The sequence below is a fragment of the Candidatus Paracaedimonas acanthamoebae genome (assembly GCA_017307065.1).
GTDB classification, from domain to species: Bacteria; Pseudomonadota; Alphaproteobacteria; order Caedimonadales; family Caedimonadaceae; genus Paracaedimonas; species Paracaedimonas acanthamoebae_A.
In genome coordinates this window covers 39,950-59,228 of the sequence record JAFKGL010000015.1, presented here as the reverse complement: position 1 = coordinate 59,228, position 19,279 = coordinate 39,950, and the positions used below count along the sequence as shown (strand labels likewise).

At 35.6% G+C, this 19,279-nt stretch carries 18 protein-coding genes, 1 tRNA gene and 1 pseudogene; 19 read left to right on the top strand and 1 reads right to left on the bottom strand.

Features of this window, described 5'->3' with window-relative positions; genetic code table 11:
* The first annotated feature begins 314 nt into the window (after positions 1 to 314).
* The 18 genes and pseudogenes from J0H12_03750 to J0H12_03665 all read left to right on the top strand — a co-directional run bounded on the left by J0H12_03750 (position 315) and on the right by J0H12_03665 (position 17,290).
* Positions 315 to 1,850, top strand: a complete 1,536-nt coding sequence (locus J0H12_03750; GenBank protein ID MBN9413019.1) for a TRIC cation channel family protein — start codon at positions 315 to 317, stop codon at positions 1,848 to 1,850.
* Positions 1,851 to 1,854: 4 nt separating this feature from the next.
* Positions 1,855 to 2,814 carry a hypothetical protein gene (locus J0H12_03745; GenBank protein ID MBN9413018.1) on the top strand — a complete coding sequence of 320 codons (960 nt, stop codon included), beginning with the start codon at positions 1,855 to 1,857 and terminating at the stop codon, positions 2,812 to 2,814.
* Between the two features lie 195 nt (positions 2,815 to 3,009).
* Positions 3,010 to 3,825, top strand: coding sequence for a 30S ribosomal protein S2 (rpsB, locus tag J0H12_03740; GenBank protein MBN9413017.1), 816 nt, complete (start codon positions 3,010 to 3,012; stop codon positions 3,823 to 3,825).
* A 31-nt stretch (positions 3,826 to 3,856) separates the two neighbouring features.
* The gene (locus J0H12_03735) at positions 3,857 to 4,786 is read left to right on the top strand and encodes an elongation factor Ts (protein ID MBN9413016.1); all 930 of its coding nucleotides are present in this window, start codon (positions 3,857 to 3,859) and stop codon (positions 4,784 to 4,786) included.
* 81 nt (positions 4,787 to 4,867) lie between these two features.
* On the top strand, positions 4,868 to 5,635 hold the full coding sequence (locus J0H12_03730) for a UMP kinase (protein ID MBN9413015.1): 768 nt from the start codon (positions 4,868 to 4,870) through the stop codon (positions 5,633 to 5,635).
* A gap of 2 nt (positions 5,636 to 5,637) precedes the next feature.
* Positions 5,638 to 6,195, top strand: a complete 558-nt coding sequence (frr, locus tag J0H12_03725; protein MBN9413014.1) for a ribosome recycling factor — start codon at positions 5,638 to 5,640, stop codon at positions 6,193 to 6,195.
* 23 nt (positions 6,196 to 6,218) lie between these two features.
* Positions 6,219 to 6,956, top strand: coding sequence for an isoprenyl transferase (locus tag J0H12_03720; protein ID MBN9413013.1), 738 nt, complete (start codon positions 6,219 to 6,221; stop codon positions 6,954 to 6,956).
* On the top strand, positions 6,901 to 7,602 hold the full coding sequence (locus tag J0H12_03715; protein ID MBN9413012.1) for a CDP-archaeol synthase: 702 nt from the start codon (positions 6,901 to 6,903) through the stop codon (positions 7,600 to 7,602). Before J0H12_03720 ends, J0H12_03715 begins: the two co-directional genes overlap by 56 nt.
* Positions 7,603 to 8,031, top strand: a complete 429-nt coding sequence (locus tag J0H12_03710; GenBank protein MBN9413011.1) for a hypothetical protein — start codon at positions 7,603 to 7,605, stop codon at positions 8,029 to 8,031.
* Between the two features lie 506 nt (positions 8,032 to 8,537).
* Positions 8,538 to 9,746, top strand: coding sequence for a HipA domain-containing protein (locus J0H12_03705; GenBank protein ID MBN9413010.1), 1,209 nt, complete (start codon positions 8,538 to 8,540; stop codon positions 9,744 to 9,746).
* A complete protein-coding gene (locus tag J0H12_03700) occupies positions 9,695 to 9,895 on the top strand; it encodes a helix-turn-helix transcriptional regulator (GenBank protein MBN9413009.1) in 201 nt (66 codons plus the stop codon). The genes J0H12_03705 and J0H12_03700 overlap by 52 nt, the downstream gene beginning before the upstream one ends.
* A gap of 301 nt (positions 9,896 to 10,196) precedes the next feature.
* A pseudogene (locus tag J0H12_03695) lies at positions 10,197 to 10,671 on the top strand (recombinase family protein).
* A gap of 166 nt (positions 10,672 to 10,837) precedes the next feature.
* The gene (locus J0H12_03690) at positions 10,838 to 10,990 is read left to right on the top strand and encodes a hypothetical protein (protein ID MBN9413008.1); all 153 of its coding nucleotides are present in this window, start codon (positions 10,838 to 10,840) and stop codon (positions 10,988 to 10,990) included.
* A gap of 45 nt (positions 10,991 to 11,035) precedes the next feature.
* Entirely contained in the window at positions 11,036 to 12,232 is a 1,197-nt protein-coding gene (locus J0H12_03685; protein MBN9413007.1) for a hypothetical protein, read from the top strand.
* 1 nt (position 12,233) lies between these two features.
* Positions 12,234 to 13,199, top strand: a complete 966-nt coding sequence (locus tag J0H12_03680) for an aldo/keto reductase (GenBank protein MBN9413006.1) — start codon at positions 12,234 to 12,236, stop codon at positions 13,197 to 13,199.
* Position 13,200: 1 nt separating this feature from the next.
* The gene (locus J0H12_03675; protein ID MBN9413005.1) at positions 13,201 to 14,322 is read left to right on the top strand and encodes an aminotransferase class V-fold PLP-dependent enzyme; all 1,122 of its coding nucleotides are present in this window, start codon (positions 13,201 to 13,203) and stop codon (positions 14,320 to 14,322) included.
* Between the two features lie 15 nt (positions 14,323 to 14,337).
* Positions 14,338 to 15,330 carry a hypothetical protein gene (locus J0H12_03670; GenBank protein MBN9413004.1) on the top strand — a complete coding sequence of 331 codons (993 nt, stop codon included), beginning with the start codon at positions 14,338 to 14,340 and terminating at the stop codon, positions 15,328 to 15,330.
* A 199-nt stretch (positions 15,331 to 15,529) separates the two neighbouring features.
* Positions 15,530 to 17,290: an ATP-binding cassette domain-containing protein gene (locus J0H12_03665; protein ID MBN9413003.1), complete on the top strand. Its 1,761-nt coding sequence runs from the start codon at positions 15,530 to 15,532 to the stop codon at positions 17,288 to 17,290.
* A gap of 571 nt (positions 17,291 to 17,861) precedes the next feature.
* Here J0H12_03665 and J0H12_03660 read toward each other — a convergent pair.
* Positions 17,862 to 17,953, bottom strand: a tRNA-Ser gene (locus J0H12_03660).
* Between the two features lie 1,075 nt (positions 17,954 to 19,028).
* On the opposite strand from J0H12_03660, the gene J0H12_03655 reads away from it, so the two are divergent.
* Positions 19,029 to 19,172 (top strand): hypothetical protein, encoded by a 144-nt coding sequence (locus tag J0H12_03655; protein ID MBN9413002.1) that lies wholly within the window; start codon positions 19,029 to 19,031, stop codon positions 19,170 to 19,172.
* Positions 19,173 to 19,279 lie beyond the last annotated feature (107 nt).

The following is a 19,279-nucleotide window of genomic DNA, read 5'->3' as shown; positions in this document are numbered from 1 at the left end:
ATAAACCTAAGGCAATATTGCAATTTGGTATCTCTTAAAATTTAACATTTGCATCAATTTGATGCTTAATTAATCCCAGACTTAATCCTGATAAAATTTAAAACTTTGCTAATCACGGATCTAAGTCACTATAAAATTTAGCTGAGTTCACGATAGCGTGCGTTTATAAAATTATCAATATTTTTTGATCATTTAATAGAAATAAGACTTTTATGACATGATATGAGATTTTAGAAGCATATTTCTCAAATATTATTTTATCGACAAAAGATAGACTATCCTTCAGAAATGAAAAAATGGGAACTTAAATTAAAATGGTATTAAAAAAATTGATGACAATTTTAAAATTTTTATTTCTCTTCTTTTTTGTTTTTGAAGGTACTATAGACGCGATTCCCATGAAAATATTAAAATGCGGTTGGTATTCTTGGGAGCCTTATCAATATGTTCACAAAAAAAATGAGCATAATCATTTAACAGGCCTTGATGTTCATATTTTTAATGCGGTGGCCGCTATTTGTAAATATGAGATTTATTATGAAGAAATTTCATGGCAGCAACATCAAGAAAAGATGAAATTAGGCGTTTATGATATTGCAATGGGGGTTACAAAAACAACTGAGCGTGAAAAAAGTTATTATTTTACAGAATCTTATCGTGATAGTATTGATGCTTTTTTTATCTTTAAAGAGATGTCGAAAAAATTTCATTTTTATGATGTTTCTGAGCTTATTTTGGAAATTAAGCGGCGACAAATTAGAGTGGGCGTAACAGGAGGATATCGTTATTCTTCTGAAGAATTAAACGATTTTATCAATGATAAACGTTATCAACATTTAATTTTTAAAGCGGATAGTGTATCGCAAAATATCGTATGGTTGGAAAAGAAGCTTATTGATGGTTTTCTTGCTGATCAGGTGAATGGTTTAACTATTGCAAGGCATAGGCGATTACACGAAAAATTAGAAACTTATGAGATTAGTCGAAGCCCAATCCATTTTATGTTAAGTAAAAAAACGACATCCTTAAAAGATTTAAACACATTCAATAAGGCCATTCAGAATTTTAAAGATTCTAAAGAATATAATTTAGCTTTCAAAACATATTTAGTCGCGCCGCTCTTCTCGCAAAGCATAGATAGAAAATGGTTCTATATTATTGACATAATAGGTACTATCGCTTTTGCTTTATCAGGAATAATCATTGCATATCATATGCGTGCTACATTATTTACCACAATCACTCTTGCAATGCTTCCCGCAATAGGTGGAGGGATGATGCGTGATATTATCGTTGGGAGACGACCCTTAGGTGTTTTACAGACACCAGATTATTTATTTGCTGTTTTTGGCACTGTTTTTACTTGTTATATAGCATTTCACCTTTTTGCATTTTTATCTTCATGCATTCATTGTTATCCAAAAATGCGCCCAAATGTTAAATTTCTTGGGCGAGCATTAGATGTCTTTGATGCTTTAGGATTAGCTGCTTTTACTGTGATTGGTACAAATGTAGCTGTGATCTCAAATTGTGAGCCTCTTTGGTTATGGGGGCCTTTATTAGCCGCTATTACAGGAGCAGGGGGAGGGGTGATAAGAGATTTATTAAGACCTGACCGATATATGAGCTTTATGGGGGAACTCTATGCTGAAGTTGCTATTATCTGGAGTTTTTTCTTATCTCTTTTCTTACATTTTCATCATACTTACCTCTCTTCTAATGAGGTGTTATGGGCAATTATAGTAACAATTGTTGGAGTTTTTATAACGCGAATTCTGGCGAGTATTTTTGACATTAAAGGGCCAAATTTCTTATCTAAAAGAAAGTATTTTAAGAGATTAAGGAGATAGCAAAATGACAAAAGAAAGAAAACTTCCATTATGTATTGACCTTGATGGAACTTTGATACGATCAGATGTAACGCAGGAAAGTGTTTTATTATTTCTTAGAAAGTACCCTTGGAAGATATTGAATATTTTTATTTGGCTTTGTAAAGGGAGAGCCTTTTTAAAAGCACGATTGGCTGCTTATGTAATGATTGAGCCATCTTTATTGCCGTATAATGAGTGTTTTCTGGAGTATATTAAAGATAAAGCAGAAAAAGGACATGATCTTTATCTAGTTACTGCGGCTGATCAAAAATGTGCGGAAATTATCCATAATTATCTTGGAATTTTTAAAGAATATCTTGCGAGTGATGAGACGAATAATTTACGTGCTTTTGCTAAAGCTCAGGCTTTATGTTTACGCTTTGGTTCAGAGAAATTCATTTATGCGGGTAATTCACGACACGATCTGCCGGTATGGGCGAAATCAGCTGAAATTATTAGTGTGAACACCCCGCAAAAAATTCTTAAAAACGCTGAAAATTTTCATAAAAAAATACATAAATTTCAAGATGAGCCGCTTAAAAGTAAAAGTATTTTAAAAGATTTAGGGACGTATCCTTGGTTTCGATATTATTTCTTTTTATATCTATTGAGCATGGTAGGTGGTTATGTATTTAATAAAATAAAAATAAATCATTTTGATTTTTATCAATATATCAGTTTTTTTATAGCAATTTCTTTTTCAAGCATCGCCGCATTTTTATTAGGGGGGCTTTTCAACCTTGAAGAAATAAGAAGAAATCCTCTTACAAAAGAAACATTCCTAAGTACGAGCCGCTTAACAATCGTCAAAGTAATGTATTTTATTGTGATTTTTACAATTATTGGATTTATTTTAGAAGGATTTTTATCTTTTTTTGTCTTTATTTTTCAGTTTATAATGATTGCAATCAAGATAAAAAGTAAAAATAGAAAAATAAATTGATGCAAAATATGTCCTATAGTGGCTTTAATTTGCTGTGATATTTGTTCAAAAATGCTTGCATCTTAAAAAAAGTCCAGATATATCAAACTTATCCCACACGCAGGTTCTGCGGTTCTTAAGTATGTTAGAATCGCTCCGGTGGTTGCAGATGCAGCTACATTCCTGCGGAGGTTTAACCGGAAAAAGGAAAAAACAATGAAAAATGTTCCATTTACTATGCGTGATTTAATGCATGCAGGTGTTCACTTTGGCCACCATCCACGTCGCTGGAATCCTAAAATGGCCCCCTACCTTTATGGGGTACGTAACAGTGTACACATTATTAACCTAGAAAAAACTGTACCTCTTATACATCAAGCTCTTGCGACATTGAAAGATGTTGTTGTGAGCGGTGGAAGAGTTTTATTTGTCGGAACAAAACGTCAAGCATCTGAAGTTGTTGCTGAAGCGGCTAAGCATTGTGGACAATATTATATTAATCATCGTTGGCTTGGCGGTATGTTAACCAACTGGAAAACTATTTCTCAATCTATACGTCGTCTAAAAGAACTTGAAGAATTCTTAGGACAAGAGCAATTAGGACTGACTAAGAAAGAATTGCTTAAGCTTACAAGAGAAAAAGATAAGCTTGAAATGACTTTAGGTGGAATCAAAGAAATGCCAGGATTGCCTGATGTTTTATTTGTTATGGATAGCCTTAATGATCGTATTGCAATTAATGAAGCAAACAGATTAGGAATACCTGTTATTGCTATTTTGGATAGTAATGCTGATCCTGCGGGTGTTGACTATCCTATTCCTGGAAATGATGACGCTATTCGGTCGATTGAATTTTATTGCAGAATTGCCTCTACAGCAATTCTTGATGGGTTACAACACCACTTGCGCGCAGCTGGGGTAGACTTAGGAAGTTCTTCTCATGTTCCAACTCAAGTAGAACAAGTATCTGAGATTCAAGAAGATATTTTTGAAGAAAATTCTGTTTCTGAACAAGTTGTAGCTCAAGAATAGTAATTTTAGTTTTTAATTTAAGGAAATAATGATGACAGAGATTTCTGCAAGCGCTGTAAAAGAACTTCGTGAACGGACAGGCGCTGGAATGATGGATTGTAAAAAAGCTCTGACCGAAAACAAAGGCGATATGGAAGCTGCTGTTGATTGGTTAAGAACCAAAGGATTGGCTGCTGCCGCTAAGAAAGCCGGACGTACCGCTGCTGAGGGGCTTGTTGGAGCCGTTACAACGGGGACTGTCGGTGCAATTATTGAAATAAATGCGGAGACAGATTTCGTTGCTCGAAATGAAAAATTCCAAGAATATGTTAAAACTGCTGCAAATTTAGCCCTTAAAGCTAACTCTGACTTGGATGCTTTTAAAAATACATCATATCCAGATACAGGGCGAAGCATTGCTGAAGAATTAACTAATCTTATTTCAGTTATTGGCGAAAATATGGAAGTAAGACGCTTTAAGAACTTACAAGTCGAGCAAGGCGTTGTAACAAGCTACATCCACAGTGCTATTGCGCCAGGATTAGGAAGAATAGGCGTTTTGGTTGCTCTTGAATCCTCGGGTGAAAAAGCAAAGCTTGAAACTTTAGGGAAACAAATTGCAATGCATGCTGCAGCGGCAAACCCACAAGCTTGTAATATTGCTGATTTAGATCCAAGCGTCATTGAGCGTGAGCGTAAAATATTTGCTGAGCAAGCTCGCGAATCTGGTAAAAAAGAAGAATTTATTGAAAAAATGATTGAAGGTCGTCTTCGTAAATTCTATGAAGAATCCGTACTTGTTGAACAAGTTTATTTAATCGATGATACAAAACGCAAAGTTTCACAAGTTATTGCTGATGCTGCAAAAGAAATTGGCGTACCTGTAGATTTAAAAGGATTTGCTCTTTTTAAGCTTGGTGAAGGTATTGAAAAAGAAGTTGCTGATTTTGCTGCAGAAGTCGCTCAACAACTTGGAAAATAAAAAAAGAATCATCTTAAGGATCACTAAAAATCCTTGAGATGGTTTTTATATATTCTTAGGGAAATATAGGATTAGTCCTCAATGAAAAGTACCGTCGATTCTTCTAAACCATTTAAGCGTATTTTGCTTAAGCTTTCGGGTGAAGCTCTTATGGGAGAGGCGAGTTATGGACTTGATCCTAAGACAGTCAATAGAATTGCTGCTGAAATCCAAAATGTGCATGCTGCTGGCTGCCAAATATGTATTGTTATTGGCGGAGGCAACATTTTTAGAGGTGTGAACGGCGAAGCCCAAGGAATTGACCGATCCACCTCAGATTATATGGGAATGCTTGCGACAGTCATGAATGCTTTGGCTCTTCAAAATGCGTTGGAAAAACATAATGTCCAAACGCGAGTACAGTCAGCCATTCCTATGGAAACTGTTTGTGAGAGCTATATTCGTCGTAAGGCCCTTTTTCACTTAGAGAAAGGGCGTGTTGTAATATTTGCAGCTGGTTCTGGAAGTCCATTTTTTACAACTGATACAGCCGCTGTTTTGCGAGCCAATGAAATGAATTGTGATGTTTTGATGAAGGGAACAAAGGTTGATGGCGTTTATTCATCAGATCCGACAAAAGACAAAACAGCTAAGCGTTTCGAACACTTAGACTACTTACAAATCCTTTCCGAAAATTTAAGAGTTATGGATATGGCCGCTGTTGCTTTGGCTAGAGAAAATCATCTCCCTTTGATTGTTTTTTCTATTCAAGAAAAAGATGGTTTTGTTAAAGCTTCTCAAGGCAATGGTAATTTTACCTCCATTTCTAATCATGAAAATCAACAGAAATTTCTACAAGGGAGATTATAAAGATGAACGTATTTAACCTTGATGACTTAAACAAGCGGATGCAAGGGGCTATGGATGCCCTTATAAAAGAATTTAACGGATTGCGAACAAATCGAGCTTCGACACATCTTTTAGAACCTTTGATGATAGATGCGTATGGATCTCGTATGCCAATGACTCAAGTTGGTACAATTAGTACGCCTGAAGCTCGATTACTCACTGTTCAAGTGTGGGATAAAGAACTTGTAAAAGCCGTTGAAAAGGCAATTAGAGAGGCTGGTTTAGGTCTAAATCCATCAGCAGATGGCCAAATGGTTCGTATTCCTATGCCTGATTTAAGCCTTGAGCGTCGTCAAGAACTCACTAAAATTGCTGCAAAATACGCAGAACAAGGAAAAATTGCAGTAAGAGCAGTGCGGCGCGATGGTATGGATGAATTAAAAAAACTTGAGAAAGAAAGTAAAATTTCAGAAGACGATCATCATAATTTTTCTGATGAAATTCAAAAACTTACGGATGATTTTATTAAAAAAATTGATCAAGCCTTACACCAAAAAGAAAAAGATATTTTACAAGTCTAATAGACGTAATAGAGGCAATTTTATTGAATTTTCCTAGTATGTTATCATCATTAGATGCAAGCCTTCCACGACATATTGCAATAATAATGGATGGGAATGGGCGTTGGGCAAAAACACGCGGTCTTGAGCGCTTAAAAGGACATTATGAAGGCGCTGAGGCACTCAAGCGTACGATTCAAGCTGCCTTAGAATTAGGAATTCAATATCTAACAGTTTACGCATTTTCTACAGAAAATTGGCATCGCCCAGAAGAAGAGGTTAGAGGACTTATGGTTCTTCTGCAGCATCAATTAGAAACGGGACTTGATGAACTTATTAAAAAGAATATCCAATTAAAATTTATTGGGTTTCATGATAGAATTGATCCAAGTTTAAGAAAATCTATTGATGAAGCTGTTAATAAAACAGCTCATAATACAGGTTTAGTGCTTTGCATCGCTTTTAATTATGGAGGAAGAGCAGAGATAGTCGAGGCAACTCGTCAGATTTCAGTAAAAATCAAGAATGGGCAATTAAATCCCGAAGACCTAACTGAAAAAGTTTTTGCTGAACATCTTTTAACTCAAAATCTTCCGGATCCGGATTTATTTATTCGAACAAGTGGAGTGTATCGTCTTAGTAATTATCTCTTGTGGCAAATGGCATATGCTGAGATGATATTTTCAGAAACACAATGGCCCGATTTTAAAAAAGAAGATCTAATTAATGCTATCTCAGAATACCAACAACGCGAACGTCGCTTCGGAAAAGTCTCTTCTTAAGAGTAATTTTGTACAAAGAACTCTGACCACTCTTATTTTAGGTTCATTATCAATTTTTACCCTCTTACAAGGGTATCCTTATGGACATTTTTATATAGGAATTTTTATTTTAGGGGCCTTTATTGAATGGGGACGGCTTATTTTTTCGGCTCGCTCTCGATGGCTTTCAAGATTAACTTGGTTTGTTCCTGGGTTTCTTTTTATCCTTTTTTCTAGTATTGGATTGAGTTCTCTTTTATATGAGAATGCTTATGTTTTTGTGGGAATGCTTTTACTTGTATGGTCCACAGACATAGGGGCCTATTTATGTGGCAGGTGGTTGAAAGGACCTAAATTAGCGCCATCTATTAGCCCTAATAAGACGTGGTCTGGGGCAATTGGTGGAGTTGTGATGTGCTTGAGTGTTGCCGTTATTTTTGCTCAGTTTAATTCTACTTATCTTCAAACCCTTTCTTGGTTTCTAAAGCATGCGCTTCTTATTTCAATTGTTTCTCAAATGGGAGATCTTTTTGAATCTTGGGTTAAGCGTAAACTTGGTGTTAAGGATTCGGGGAGTATTATTCCAGGGCATGGAGGAATTCTTGATAGATTAGATAGTGTTCTGACCATTGGATTTGGCTATTTTTGGATAAGGTTGCTTTGGTAAATGATTGTTGATCTAAAAAAATGGTTGCATGGTTCATGGAAAATTAATCGAGAGATTCGTGATCTTGAACAACAAATTTTAGGTCATTTCGAAGGTCTTCTTACATTTACAGACGATGAATTTAATAATCTTGCGGCTCATGAAGAAGGTGAGACAACTTTTGGTACCCACCATGGGCTCGCAACTTCAAATCTTATTTATCATTTTCCTTCACTCTCAGTTGCTAAAGTTTTATTTCATGATCGACGTTATTTCCATGATTTAGATTTGCGTTTAGGTTTTTGGAAAGTAGAGCATCTTTGTGCCTCAGACCGTTATGTTGGACGATTTACGGTGCAATCTGAGCGACGTTTAGATGTGGAATGGTCCATTAAAGGTCCTCATAAACAACTTGAAATTAAGACTATTCTGACAAGAACTAAAGAGTGAGAAACCAACAGGCCTAGTTTGGGAATTTTAAAAAATTATCTTAAGTAAATATCTTTGAATTAGAATAAAAAAATATTAGAGAATTTTCAATGGCGGAGGGGATGGGATTCGAACCCACGATACGGAATTACCCGTATAACGGTTTAGCAAACGCTTAAAATGTTTAATGGACAGCGATTGATAATAAATTATATCAATTAAACCAATGTATTGCGCGTTTTTCTTTATTACTGTTGATGCAGATTTGTTACCATTTTTTATCTTCCACTGTCCCATGAGTGTCCCTTGAAATCAGAGGTGAGCTTAAGCACTTCCTTAGGCTTTCTCTAGTGATTTCGAGAAAGCCACCCCAAAATAAAAATTAGACAAAAGTATTTTACCATATATGTAATTTTGCATATAAATGGAAAAAAATAGTTTACTTATAAGATTGACAACGCAAAAAAAGTAAATCATATTATGCTATATGAGAAAAGGTCGTATTCTTAGTAAAAGGAAACTTACCAATGGCAAACTTACTATGGGGAAAAGTTTATTATAAAGACGTCTTTGCTGGCATTCTACGCGAAGAACCCGGAGAGCGTACCTCATTTGAATATGATCCTACTTATCTAAATGCAGGGAATCCTGCTCTCTCATACACGATACCCATAGAATCTACGATATATATTAGCCAAGCAGGATTACATCCGTTTTTTGATAACCTTGTCGCTGAAGGCTGGTTAGAACATGCCCAATCCAGGTTATTGAACAAACGACAAGCATCACGATTTGAGTTGCTTTTAGCCTTTGGTTATGATTGTGCAGGCGCAGTATCGATTGTTGACCCTGAACCTGCTAAATTAACGGAACAACTGTTAGATATGAGTGATGCTAAGGAAATAGCTGTTTTAACGGGCCGTGCATCACTGTCAGGTGTTCAACCGAAGTTAGCGATAATAGAACGGGAGAGAAAATATTATCCTGCAACCGTCGGCAAACTCAGTACGCATATTGCCAAATTTCCCTCTTCGGAACACGCTAATCTTATCATTAATGAATATCTAACCAGCCTTGCTTTTAAAGCATTATTACCTGATGATGACGTTGTTGACTTGTCAATTGGAAGTATAGAAGGTGTTTCAGAACCTGCTCTTATCATCAAACGCTTTGATCGTACGCCAGAAGGTCGGGTACATTTCGAGGAGTTTAATCAACTTTTAAGCCGTAAATCTAGTTCTAAATACGATGGAAGCTATAAAGAGATGAGTGATTTCATTCGTACATCCAAAGACTGTTTACCTATTGAAAACTACCGTCTTTACGCCCGTATTCTAGCCGGGGTTCTATTAGACAATACGGACATGCATTTTAAAAACTTTGCTATGTTCCATACCCCTGCAGGGTTGAGGCTAACACCATCTTACGATCAAGTTGCAGCTGCGTTGTATAAATACAAAACAATTGCCCTGGCTATAGGAGAAACACCTAACCTACAAATTAGCAATCTCAAACCTAAGAATCTAATCGCCATGGCAGACGAGTTTGCTTTACCAAGAGCAGCCATATACATGTTATTTAAACAGCTAGAGCGCAACAAAAGTGATGCAAAGGATGCAATTCTTTCAGCCCCAGTAGGGGATGATAATATTAAAAATCAACTCATAAAACTAATGGATACTCGATGGAACGGAACATTCGCCTTAATTGGACAGACTTTGTCAATGAAGCCATAAAACGTCGCAAATCGCAAAAGCTAACCCAGGAACAACTAGCCATTTTAACAGGAATTAGTAAGCCAACTCTCAATAATTTTGAACAAGGGAAAACGACAATTACACTGGAAAATGCTATAAAAATCTTGAAGGTATTGGGTTTGGATTAAAATCCCTCCTATACCATTCGCAGCTTTTCGATAATAGCCCATGGGTCTGCCCCAATGCTCCTTCTTGCTCATTAAGCAGCTTTCAGGATAGTTTAATGATTAGAATAATAATGCACCCCATAAGGGATTAAAGATGCTCTTACCACGAGAGTTTTTAAGCTTTTCCATGGAAGACCTTAAACAAGTTAGGTATAATTAAATGAGTTAATCTAACTGTCCTCTCTTATCGGGGGCATTCCACATCAAATAACGGCAACAAGACCTAGAATCACAACGCCAACGATTAAAACAAGCTGGAGCCATTAAATTATTTGAAGACGTTATCAGCGGTAGAGATTTTAATCGTCCAAGTCTTGGTGAGCTTATAGCCTATGCCAGACCCAATGATTTGCTTTGTGTAGTGAGGCTCGATCGACTGGGTAGAAGCTTAAAGGAGTTACTAGAAACGGTTGAATATCTAAAAACTCACAATGTTGGACTGATGTCTTTAGAAGAAAAAATTGATACATCTTCTGCTGCAGGAGAATTAGTGTTTCATGTATTTGGTGCTATTGCTCATTTTGAGCGTAGGCTTATTTCAGAGAGAACAAAAAGATGGCATCTAAGCAGCGCGCTTGCGTGGCAAGAAGCCAGGCAGGCCTATTTTAGATCAAGAAACCTTAGATGCGGCAATGAAATTAGTTGAGTTTGGATAATCGCCTACTAACATCTCTAAGCTATTGAAGATAGGACGTTCTACATTTTATCGTGAGTTGAAAAGAAAAATTCCCGACTAATCAAATGTATAATTTTACTATTTTAATACATAAAAACTCTATTTTTCTACAAAACTTGACTAATTAAATAAAGCGACTAATATGAATCTTATCAATCACATGATTGGTAAGATGCTTAGCTAACAGCAAAGCATTATCTGATATTAATTCAAATGGGAGCCTAACCATGAATACTAAATCTTTTATACCAGAAGACAAAGCAGAATCTACGGAAAATCTAATGATTGCGGTTGAAGGGATACAAGAACTGTTAACCAGAGATGATCGTGATTTCTCAGATGGCGGCGGCGGACGTTCAGATAATAACGATTGTGGATGAAAAGGATGGAGGGCTTGCCCCTCCGTCGTAACCTATGGTCTAAAAATGAAAATACATCATTATATAAAAGAAGAATCTTTTAGTAAATTAATAGACGCTTATAAAAATAAAAGACCTCTTCATCTTAAAAATGCACTTATATCAGACGCTATTGATAGCTTAATGAGTTGGGATCAAGTGAATGGGCTACTTCGTCACGCTCGATTAACAGCCCCCAGATTTCGGGTTCATAAAAATGGCACGCAGATCCCAGAGATTGATTACACAGCCCCTAGGAGCTTAAGAAGGAGCGACGGTTACAACAAAATAGTCGTAGAAAAATTATACGAGGTGCTCCGCAATGGAGGCACCCTGGTTATAGATGCTATTGACGAGCTATGTAAATCTCTTGATCTTTTTTGCTTTTATTTTGAACAGGCGTATAGTGAACGAATACAAGTTAATGCTTATATGTCTTGGGGAACTGAAAAGGGTTTTGCTACTCATTGGGATGACCATGATGTTTTCATTTTTCAAATCAGTGGAAGAAAGAACTGGTTTCTTTTCGGGAATACAAGAAGGTCTCCTCTTTATACGGATCTACACACTGCTGAATCAAATTCAGCACCTACCGATATAAAATGGAACGAAGTTATTTCAAAAGGTGATATATTATACATTCCTAGAGGAGAATGGCATCACGCCATAGCCCTTGATGAGCCATCTCTGCATCTAACATTTGGAATTAACTGCACAACAGGCATAAGTTTTTATAGCTGGTTACAAGAAAAACTAACAGCCCTCGATATAATGAGAGATGATCTTCCTACGCTAAGCACAAATCAAGAGATAAAAGAGCATGATAAAAAAATAAAAGAAGCTATCATCAATACTTTACAAAGCACATTCTTAACAGAGTATCTTCAATCAAAAAAGATAACCCATAATTCTCGCTCTTACTTTAGTCTTCCTTATGCTGTAGAAAATCAAGCATTACCCAAGGAAGAAAATTTTTCTGTCCGGCTAAATGTAAGCTTTATAGAAGACTTACAAATAAACACTGCACAAAACGTGTTAACCTTTAAATCCGCTAAAAAAACATATTCCTTTTCGTTAAAAACAAAATCATTTTTTGATCTAATGCTTGATTATCAATCTCACCCCTATCAGGAAATTCTTAATAACCAAGACCTCAAGAAAGAGCAATTACGCAATCTTTTATCAAGCCTAGTCATAAGTGGACTTGCTACTATTGAGCATTAAAATGAATAAAGCTCAAATAGGAATTGGTACGTACAGTATACACTCAAGCTTGGAACCCATACTTCAAGAAGCCTTAAATAAAGGAATATCGCTAATTGATACAGCCCCTAATTATAGAGAAAATGTAGCTCAAAAAGAAATAGGAGGGTTTTTAAAAGAAAGAAATGAATTTAGCTTACTGCATGGAAATAGCCTGAAAATTACCACAAAGGTTGGTTTTTTTGCAGCAAAAGATAAAGAATATTTGCTGAGAAATTCTATAATAGATACTAAGAATACTCATCATTGTCATAACATTCAAGAAAAGTACATTAAATATCAAGTAACGCAAAATCTTGAAGAACTCGGCGTTTCCACTATAGAAGGAGTATTCATTCACAATCCTGAGGCACAACTTAATGTAAGTGAAAGAGGTTTACTATTACGCAATCTACAAAAGGTATTTGAGGTGCTAGAAGAATTCGTTGCTCAAGGAAAAATTAAAAAATACGGAGTAGCTACATGGAGTGGTTTTGGCACACCTTCAAAAGCTCCTGCATTTTCCGTTAAGGAACTTTACGAACTAGCTAGACAAATATGTTCCGATCATCACTTTTCACTCATCCAAACACCAATAAGCTTAGTTAATTGCCACCACATAAGTAGTTATTTTCAACAAAAAGGTCCACTTTTTGAAGCACAAGAATTTGGTGTAAAGGTTTATGCTAGCTCACCTTTGCACGGTGGCTCTTTGCCAAAGGTTGTTGACCAAAAATTAGCTAACTATCTGGGAACAAACTTAACCAAAGCTCAAGCTTGCTTATTATTCTCTATGTCCGCGCCTGTAATCGATACTGTGTTAACAAGTCCATCCAACTTATCTCAGCTTAACGATAGCGTGAAAGTAAAATACCTAGAATCAATAGAAAAAAATATCATTGAGAAAATTGTTAGCATGATAAACACTAGGAAACCGAAAATACTATAAAATGTTTGAAAACAATATTTACGACAAATTTGGGATCAGGCCTCTTATTAATGCAGGAGGATGGAAGACTGCTTGTGGAGGAACAAAAATGTCCGAGGTAGTTGTACAAGCAATGGCCGAAGCTTCCAAATATTTTGTAGATATAGAGCAACTTAATTACAACATAGGAAAATATATAGCAAAAATAACCCATGCAGAAGCTGGAATGGTAACAAGCGGGGCAGCTAGTGGGGTTGTTCTTTCCATAGCTGCTTGCATGACAGGATGTAACAAGGGAAAAATACGCAGACTACCAAGTACAAATGGTATGAAAAGTGAATTAATCATCCAAAAAATGCATCGTATAGCATACTCCCAAATGTATGCCTTTTCTGGAGCAAAGCTGGTAGAGATAGGGTCTATAACTAGCTGTCTTAAAGAAGAGCTAGAAGAAGCAATTAACGAGAGTACCGCCGCAGTTGCCTATATCTTTGGACCACGCATTCTTCAGAATGGCCTCAAATTAAGTGAAGTAGTTGAGATTGCACACAAACGTAACGTTCCTGTAATTGTAGACGCAGCAGCCATGCTTCCTCCTAAAATTAACTTACATAGATTTATTGAAGAAGGGGCAGATTTGGTAACGTTTAGCGGCGGTAAAATAATAAAAGGACCGCAAGCTACTGGTATTCTCTGCGGGAAAAAAGAATTAATAAATGCCGCATTACTAAATAGCAGTCCTCAGCATGCAATTGGCAGACCTCATAAAGTATCAAAAGAAGACATTGTTGGACTTTACGTCGCATTAAGAGCATACGTAGAAAGCGATGAACAACAGATGTTCGCTCGTTTTTATAAAATATTAAATTTAATTATAGAGGGTATAGGGGATATAAAGGGAATCCAACTAAAAATTATACATGACAATGTTCTTTATAATGTACCTGTAGCTGTAATAACAGCTGAAAATGAATGGAAAGGACCGCGAGGAGAGGAAGTTGTAAGACTAATGAGGCAAGGAACTCCATCTGTTTTTATGCTTTATTTGAAGGATTTTGATCATCTTGTAATTAATCCGGTAAGCATTGAAGAGGCAGAGGTGCAAAGTTTAATTGGCCGCTTACGTGAGGTATTGCTTTTATAAATAATAAAGGAAAACGTGAGCGCTATGAACCTAGAAAATATTAAGCGAGATTATCTTCTTCCTCAATCTTTGCAAGCAAAATCTTCTACTTTTTACCTATCTGAAGCGGACATATTGCCCACTATAAGAGCAAATAAAAGTCATCGGATTTTTCCATTTTGTGTTGTAAAAATAAACAATGCTATAGGGGTAGTTGGTCTGCTCGATTTAAGGTACTCTAATCAATTGTTACCACACGAAACTTGTATAACTAGCAAGATTACCAATTTGAAGAACAGTCTTTTAGAAACAAAGAAACAAAAAAATCCAATAATTTTAGCACATAATAATCATTACTTAATTAATACCTATCTTAAAAATATAAGTGAAAAATTCTCTGCAAACTACGTACTAGAAAAACAAGGAATATTTATAGAAATATGGAAAAATAATCCATATATGCCCCAACTTGCGAGTGTCTATAATTCTTTAACTTATCTGCACATAGTAGATGGTCACCATCGCGTCAAGGCTTTCGACCAAAACACTGGATATTTAATGTATTATTTACTTGCGTCAGATCAAGTAATAACTAAGCCCATTATACGCTCTTACTTCTTAAACTGCGATCAGGTTAAAGAAATATTTAATCAAGCAAGTAAAAAATTTTTTCTAAAAAGAATTCATGAAGACGAGTATAAATCATTCAAGTATAAACATTTCATTAACTTACGTTATTTTGATCAGTTTTATATAATAAAAGCGACCTCTAACGAATTAGACATTCGAAATACATTGCAATTTTTTTATGAAAAAGGAAAAACACCTGCTCTTCTGCATAGTTTTTCAAACATAAAATTAGAAGAATCTCAATCTAGAGAAGATTTTGGTAACTCCTTATTCCAGCTCATTATACCTGCCTTTCCATTTTCCTTAGTACCAAACGTCAGTCACCTTTCCCCACTTCCTCCACATTCAACTTGGTTTGAACCAAAAATACCAGACAATGTTTTCGTGTATACCTTCTAGCTATTAATAAAACATGAATTATCATAAATGCAAAATCTCTAAAAAGTATTGCATTAATAATAATTCAATTTCTTTGACTGAAATATTTATGATAGTAAAGTTAATTGTTTCGCGGTATGCTAGCAAACTCCTTTGCTGAACAGAATTTCTCCTCTTGTAAGGATTAATGCAATAAACTAAACAAAAAAAATAGGTCTCAATGATTAGTTTTAAAGAAGCCCCAAATTATAATCTAAAAAACCTTGCATTCTTAGCAAAATATCTAAAACCACATAAAAAAGACATCCTGGTTTTTCTTTTTTTTCTTGCAATATCCACAGCTTCTATTATGTATGGAGGTCGAATAGTAAGAAACTTGTTTGATTCTACACAAACACAAGCAGGTCTAGCTTTTATAAAAAGTGTATCCATTCCCATTCTTATAGCTGTAGTTATTTCCTCATTGTCTATTTTTGGAAGGTATTTTTTCGCAGGAAAATTAGGAGAAAAGCTTGTTAGAGACCTTAGGGATTCAGCTTATAAGCACACGATGACAATGGATACATCCTTTTTCGAAACCCATAAGACAGGGGATATTATCTCGCGTATTACTGCCGATACGCTAGTAATTGAAATTATTTTTGTTGGAACTTTTTCTAATTTTATCAATCATGTTGTTTTATTCTTTAGTAGTTTTATTATGATGCTGTACATAAGCCCTTCCTTATGTTTCTTAATAGTGCTGCTATCCCCACTAGTAGCAATTTCATCTATTTTCTTTGGAAGAAAAATCCGCCTTGTCTCCAGGGAAATTCAAACAAAAGCAGCACTCATTTCAGCCCATGTAGAAGAGACCGTTAATGCAATTCAAACAATAAAGGCATACTCACATGAAGAAGTATCTTTTAGAGAGTTCGCTAGAAAGTCTCGTGAAGAAAGTGATTTAATCATTAATCGGATACGCTTTTTTGGTTTATCAAAAGCATTAACTACAATAGGAGTATTTTTTGTCATAACTTGTTTACTTTCTTTAGCAAATTACAATCTTACCTATTTAAATATTACTGGGTCTCAATTTGTGTCGTTTGCATATTTCTGCACTCTCGCTGGGTATTCTTTATCTGAGCTTGCTGAATTATCTTCAAGTATTTACAGAGCAGCTGGAGCTACTGAGCGCCTACAACAGCTTTTCAACACTCACCCATTAATCATAACTCAAACACCTGTTACTTTTCTAACGAAAATCAAACAAGGAATTAAATATGATAACGTGAATTTTTCTTATCCTTCAAATCCTAATAAATACATATTAAAAGACATATCATTTGAAATAAAAAAGGGTCAAAAAATCGCTTTGGTAGGCCCTTCTGGTACAGGTAAATCAACCTTATTTAAGCTATTACTACGCTTCTATGACCCTTCTGTAGGTAACCTATATATTGATGATAAAAATATTAAAAATCTTGATTTACATAACTATAGAAATCTCATTTCTTTAGTTTCTCAAGATCCTTTTGTTTTTTCAGATACTATTTGGGAAAATGTTAGATTTAGCAAGCTTGATGCAACTTTTGCTGAAGTTAGTAAAGCATGTGAGCTAGCCCAAGCAACTGAGTTTATTGAATTATTACCAAATAAATACCAAACTTTTGTTGGAGAAAAAGGTGTTCGTCTTTCTGGAGGACAAAAACAACGAATCGCACTAGCTAGAGCAATTTTAAAAAATTCTCAAATTATTTTATTAGACGAAGCAACAAGTTCTTTAGATGCAGAAAGTGAGAATCTTATTCAAAGAGCTATGGAAAAATTTTTAAAAGATAAAACCGCAATCATAATTGCACACAGACTAGCAACTGTTACAAGTGCTGATGAGATTTTTGTCCTTGATAAAGGCTCAATAGTTGATAGAGGTTCACATAAAGAGCTACTAAATAGAAGTGGAATCTACCAAAAATATGCTAAATTACAATTCAAGTTGTAAAAAAAGAATAGCGAAGTAAAATCACCATCCTTGCCTGTTGTGTATAAGCTTTTTTTTTGTAAAATCTTTGTTTTATTAGGCTGTGTGCACTTATCTGAGCTAGAGGACAAAAGAACCATAATAGATCATCAACTATAATTTCTGCTATATGGGGTCTATTTACATAAAGGAACGTAAAGTACCACAGGTATTTTCTATAATCATTAAGAGGCCTGAGTTTGTCGTGATTTTATGCTGCCTGTTTTTCCGTCAGCGCTGCGTCGTGTTTCGATTGTAGCCATCGTCTATCCCTTATTGATGAGAAGAGTCTATAACGAAACATAAGCAATGGCAACAGGACTTAAACCGTTAGATGATTTTATATTTTTGTAGAAAGTCTGCCAAAATATATGATCTTTATCGCGGTGTGGGACAATATTGGGACAGTTTGCAAAAATTTATGGGATAAAGCCAAGCGATTGAGGAATGAGTAGAGGACCATCAATGGCTCTCTCATATGTCTTTTGTTATTTGCTAGTGTCCCATGTGGCCACTTTAAGGAGAAAATATCTTGTCAAAAATTCCTGAGAAATGGCGGAGGGGATGGGATTCGAACCCACGATACGGAATTACCCGTATAACGGTTTAGCAAACCGCCGCCTTCAGCCTCTCGGCCACCCCTCCATAATGAGTTATATGTTTAGTACCGAGACTTCAGCATAATGTCAACGCTAAGTTATATTATTATTAGAATTAAAATATTTATAGAAACGTTGAACTTCTTAAATTTTTATTTGTGTACGTTTTTCTGTTGATATTTGTAACTAAGTGTGATAAGGTATAAAAGTAAGTCGAGAGAGAAACTCTAGGCTTTAGATTTAAAGCTTTAATATCTGTCCAATACTATTAGAAAAAGCCCTCTGAAAAGAGGGGAGCTTAAAAATCAGTTGAGAATACAAGAATATTCTTAAAGGATGAGCTTATAACCTCAAATTTGGGGATTGCCTCCTTATGTCTAAAAAAATTGGGCATAATGTTGTGAAGAAACTTTGGGTTCTTGTCGACGTTTCCAAAGATTTATCATGGCAAAGTATGAGTGAAAAAGAAAAAGTTTCGCTTGTTTAAGGCGTTCTAGAAGCTGGATAACCTTTTTCTGACAAAAGAGGACTGATAAAGAGATAAGGAGGATGTTTGTCTTCCATCCAGGAGTTATTTTTTCACTTATCATAAGCGAGAGGTAACTTTAAGAAGGCAGCATCTTCCTTTCTTTTTAAAGATAAGAAGAACAATAAATTTAAAAATTGAAACGGTTTTATTTTCAATTGGAAATATTTTAGAGCGTTTAAGATGGAAGCAAGAAGACGGAAGTATTATGCGGATAGCATAGCAACCTCTCGTTTGTCATCCTCAACGTTGTTCTGGATAGGAATGAGAACGAAGAAGCCTGAATCCTGGAAAGAAGAAAGATGGTTCTTGGATTTTATCAAGATGAAAGTAAATAAATGAAGAAGAATAAAAGAGCAAAAAGTGACGAGCGTAAAACATCTCTTCCATTGTCATTCTCGGGCGTGTCCCGAGGATCCCAGGCCACCAGATGATGTAGGAGACTCCAGAATGTCTTCAATATGCGTAAAAGGAAGAGGGAAGAAAGAGAGGGAGGACGAAATTTTCTGAATCGTCTCTTGAAAATATGGAACCTAGTAAGTTTTGGAATTCATTGGTTAGCCTCAGAAATGGAATTAATTGTAGAGAGATAAGGATGAAACAATTCGAGCAGCAACAAGAAAGATTTGGAAAAGACCGAATGGTGAGAGGTAAGATCTATAAGCCGCTTGAGATTCTCGGGACATATCCGAGAATGACGAAAGTTAAAGAACAAGAGAGCTCGTCTGAAGCAAAATAAAAATAACTAAAAAGGCCAAAGACTTGAAAAAACTCTCTTCTTTTTTTGGGGATAACCACTCATGTATATGAGGCTCAAAAGATTTTGAAAGGATAAGAACTAGCCAA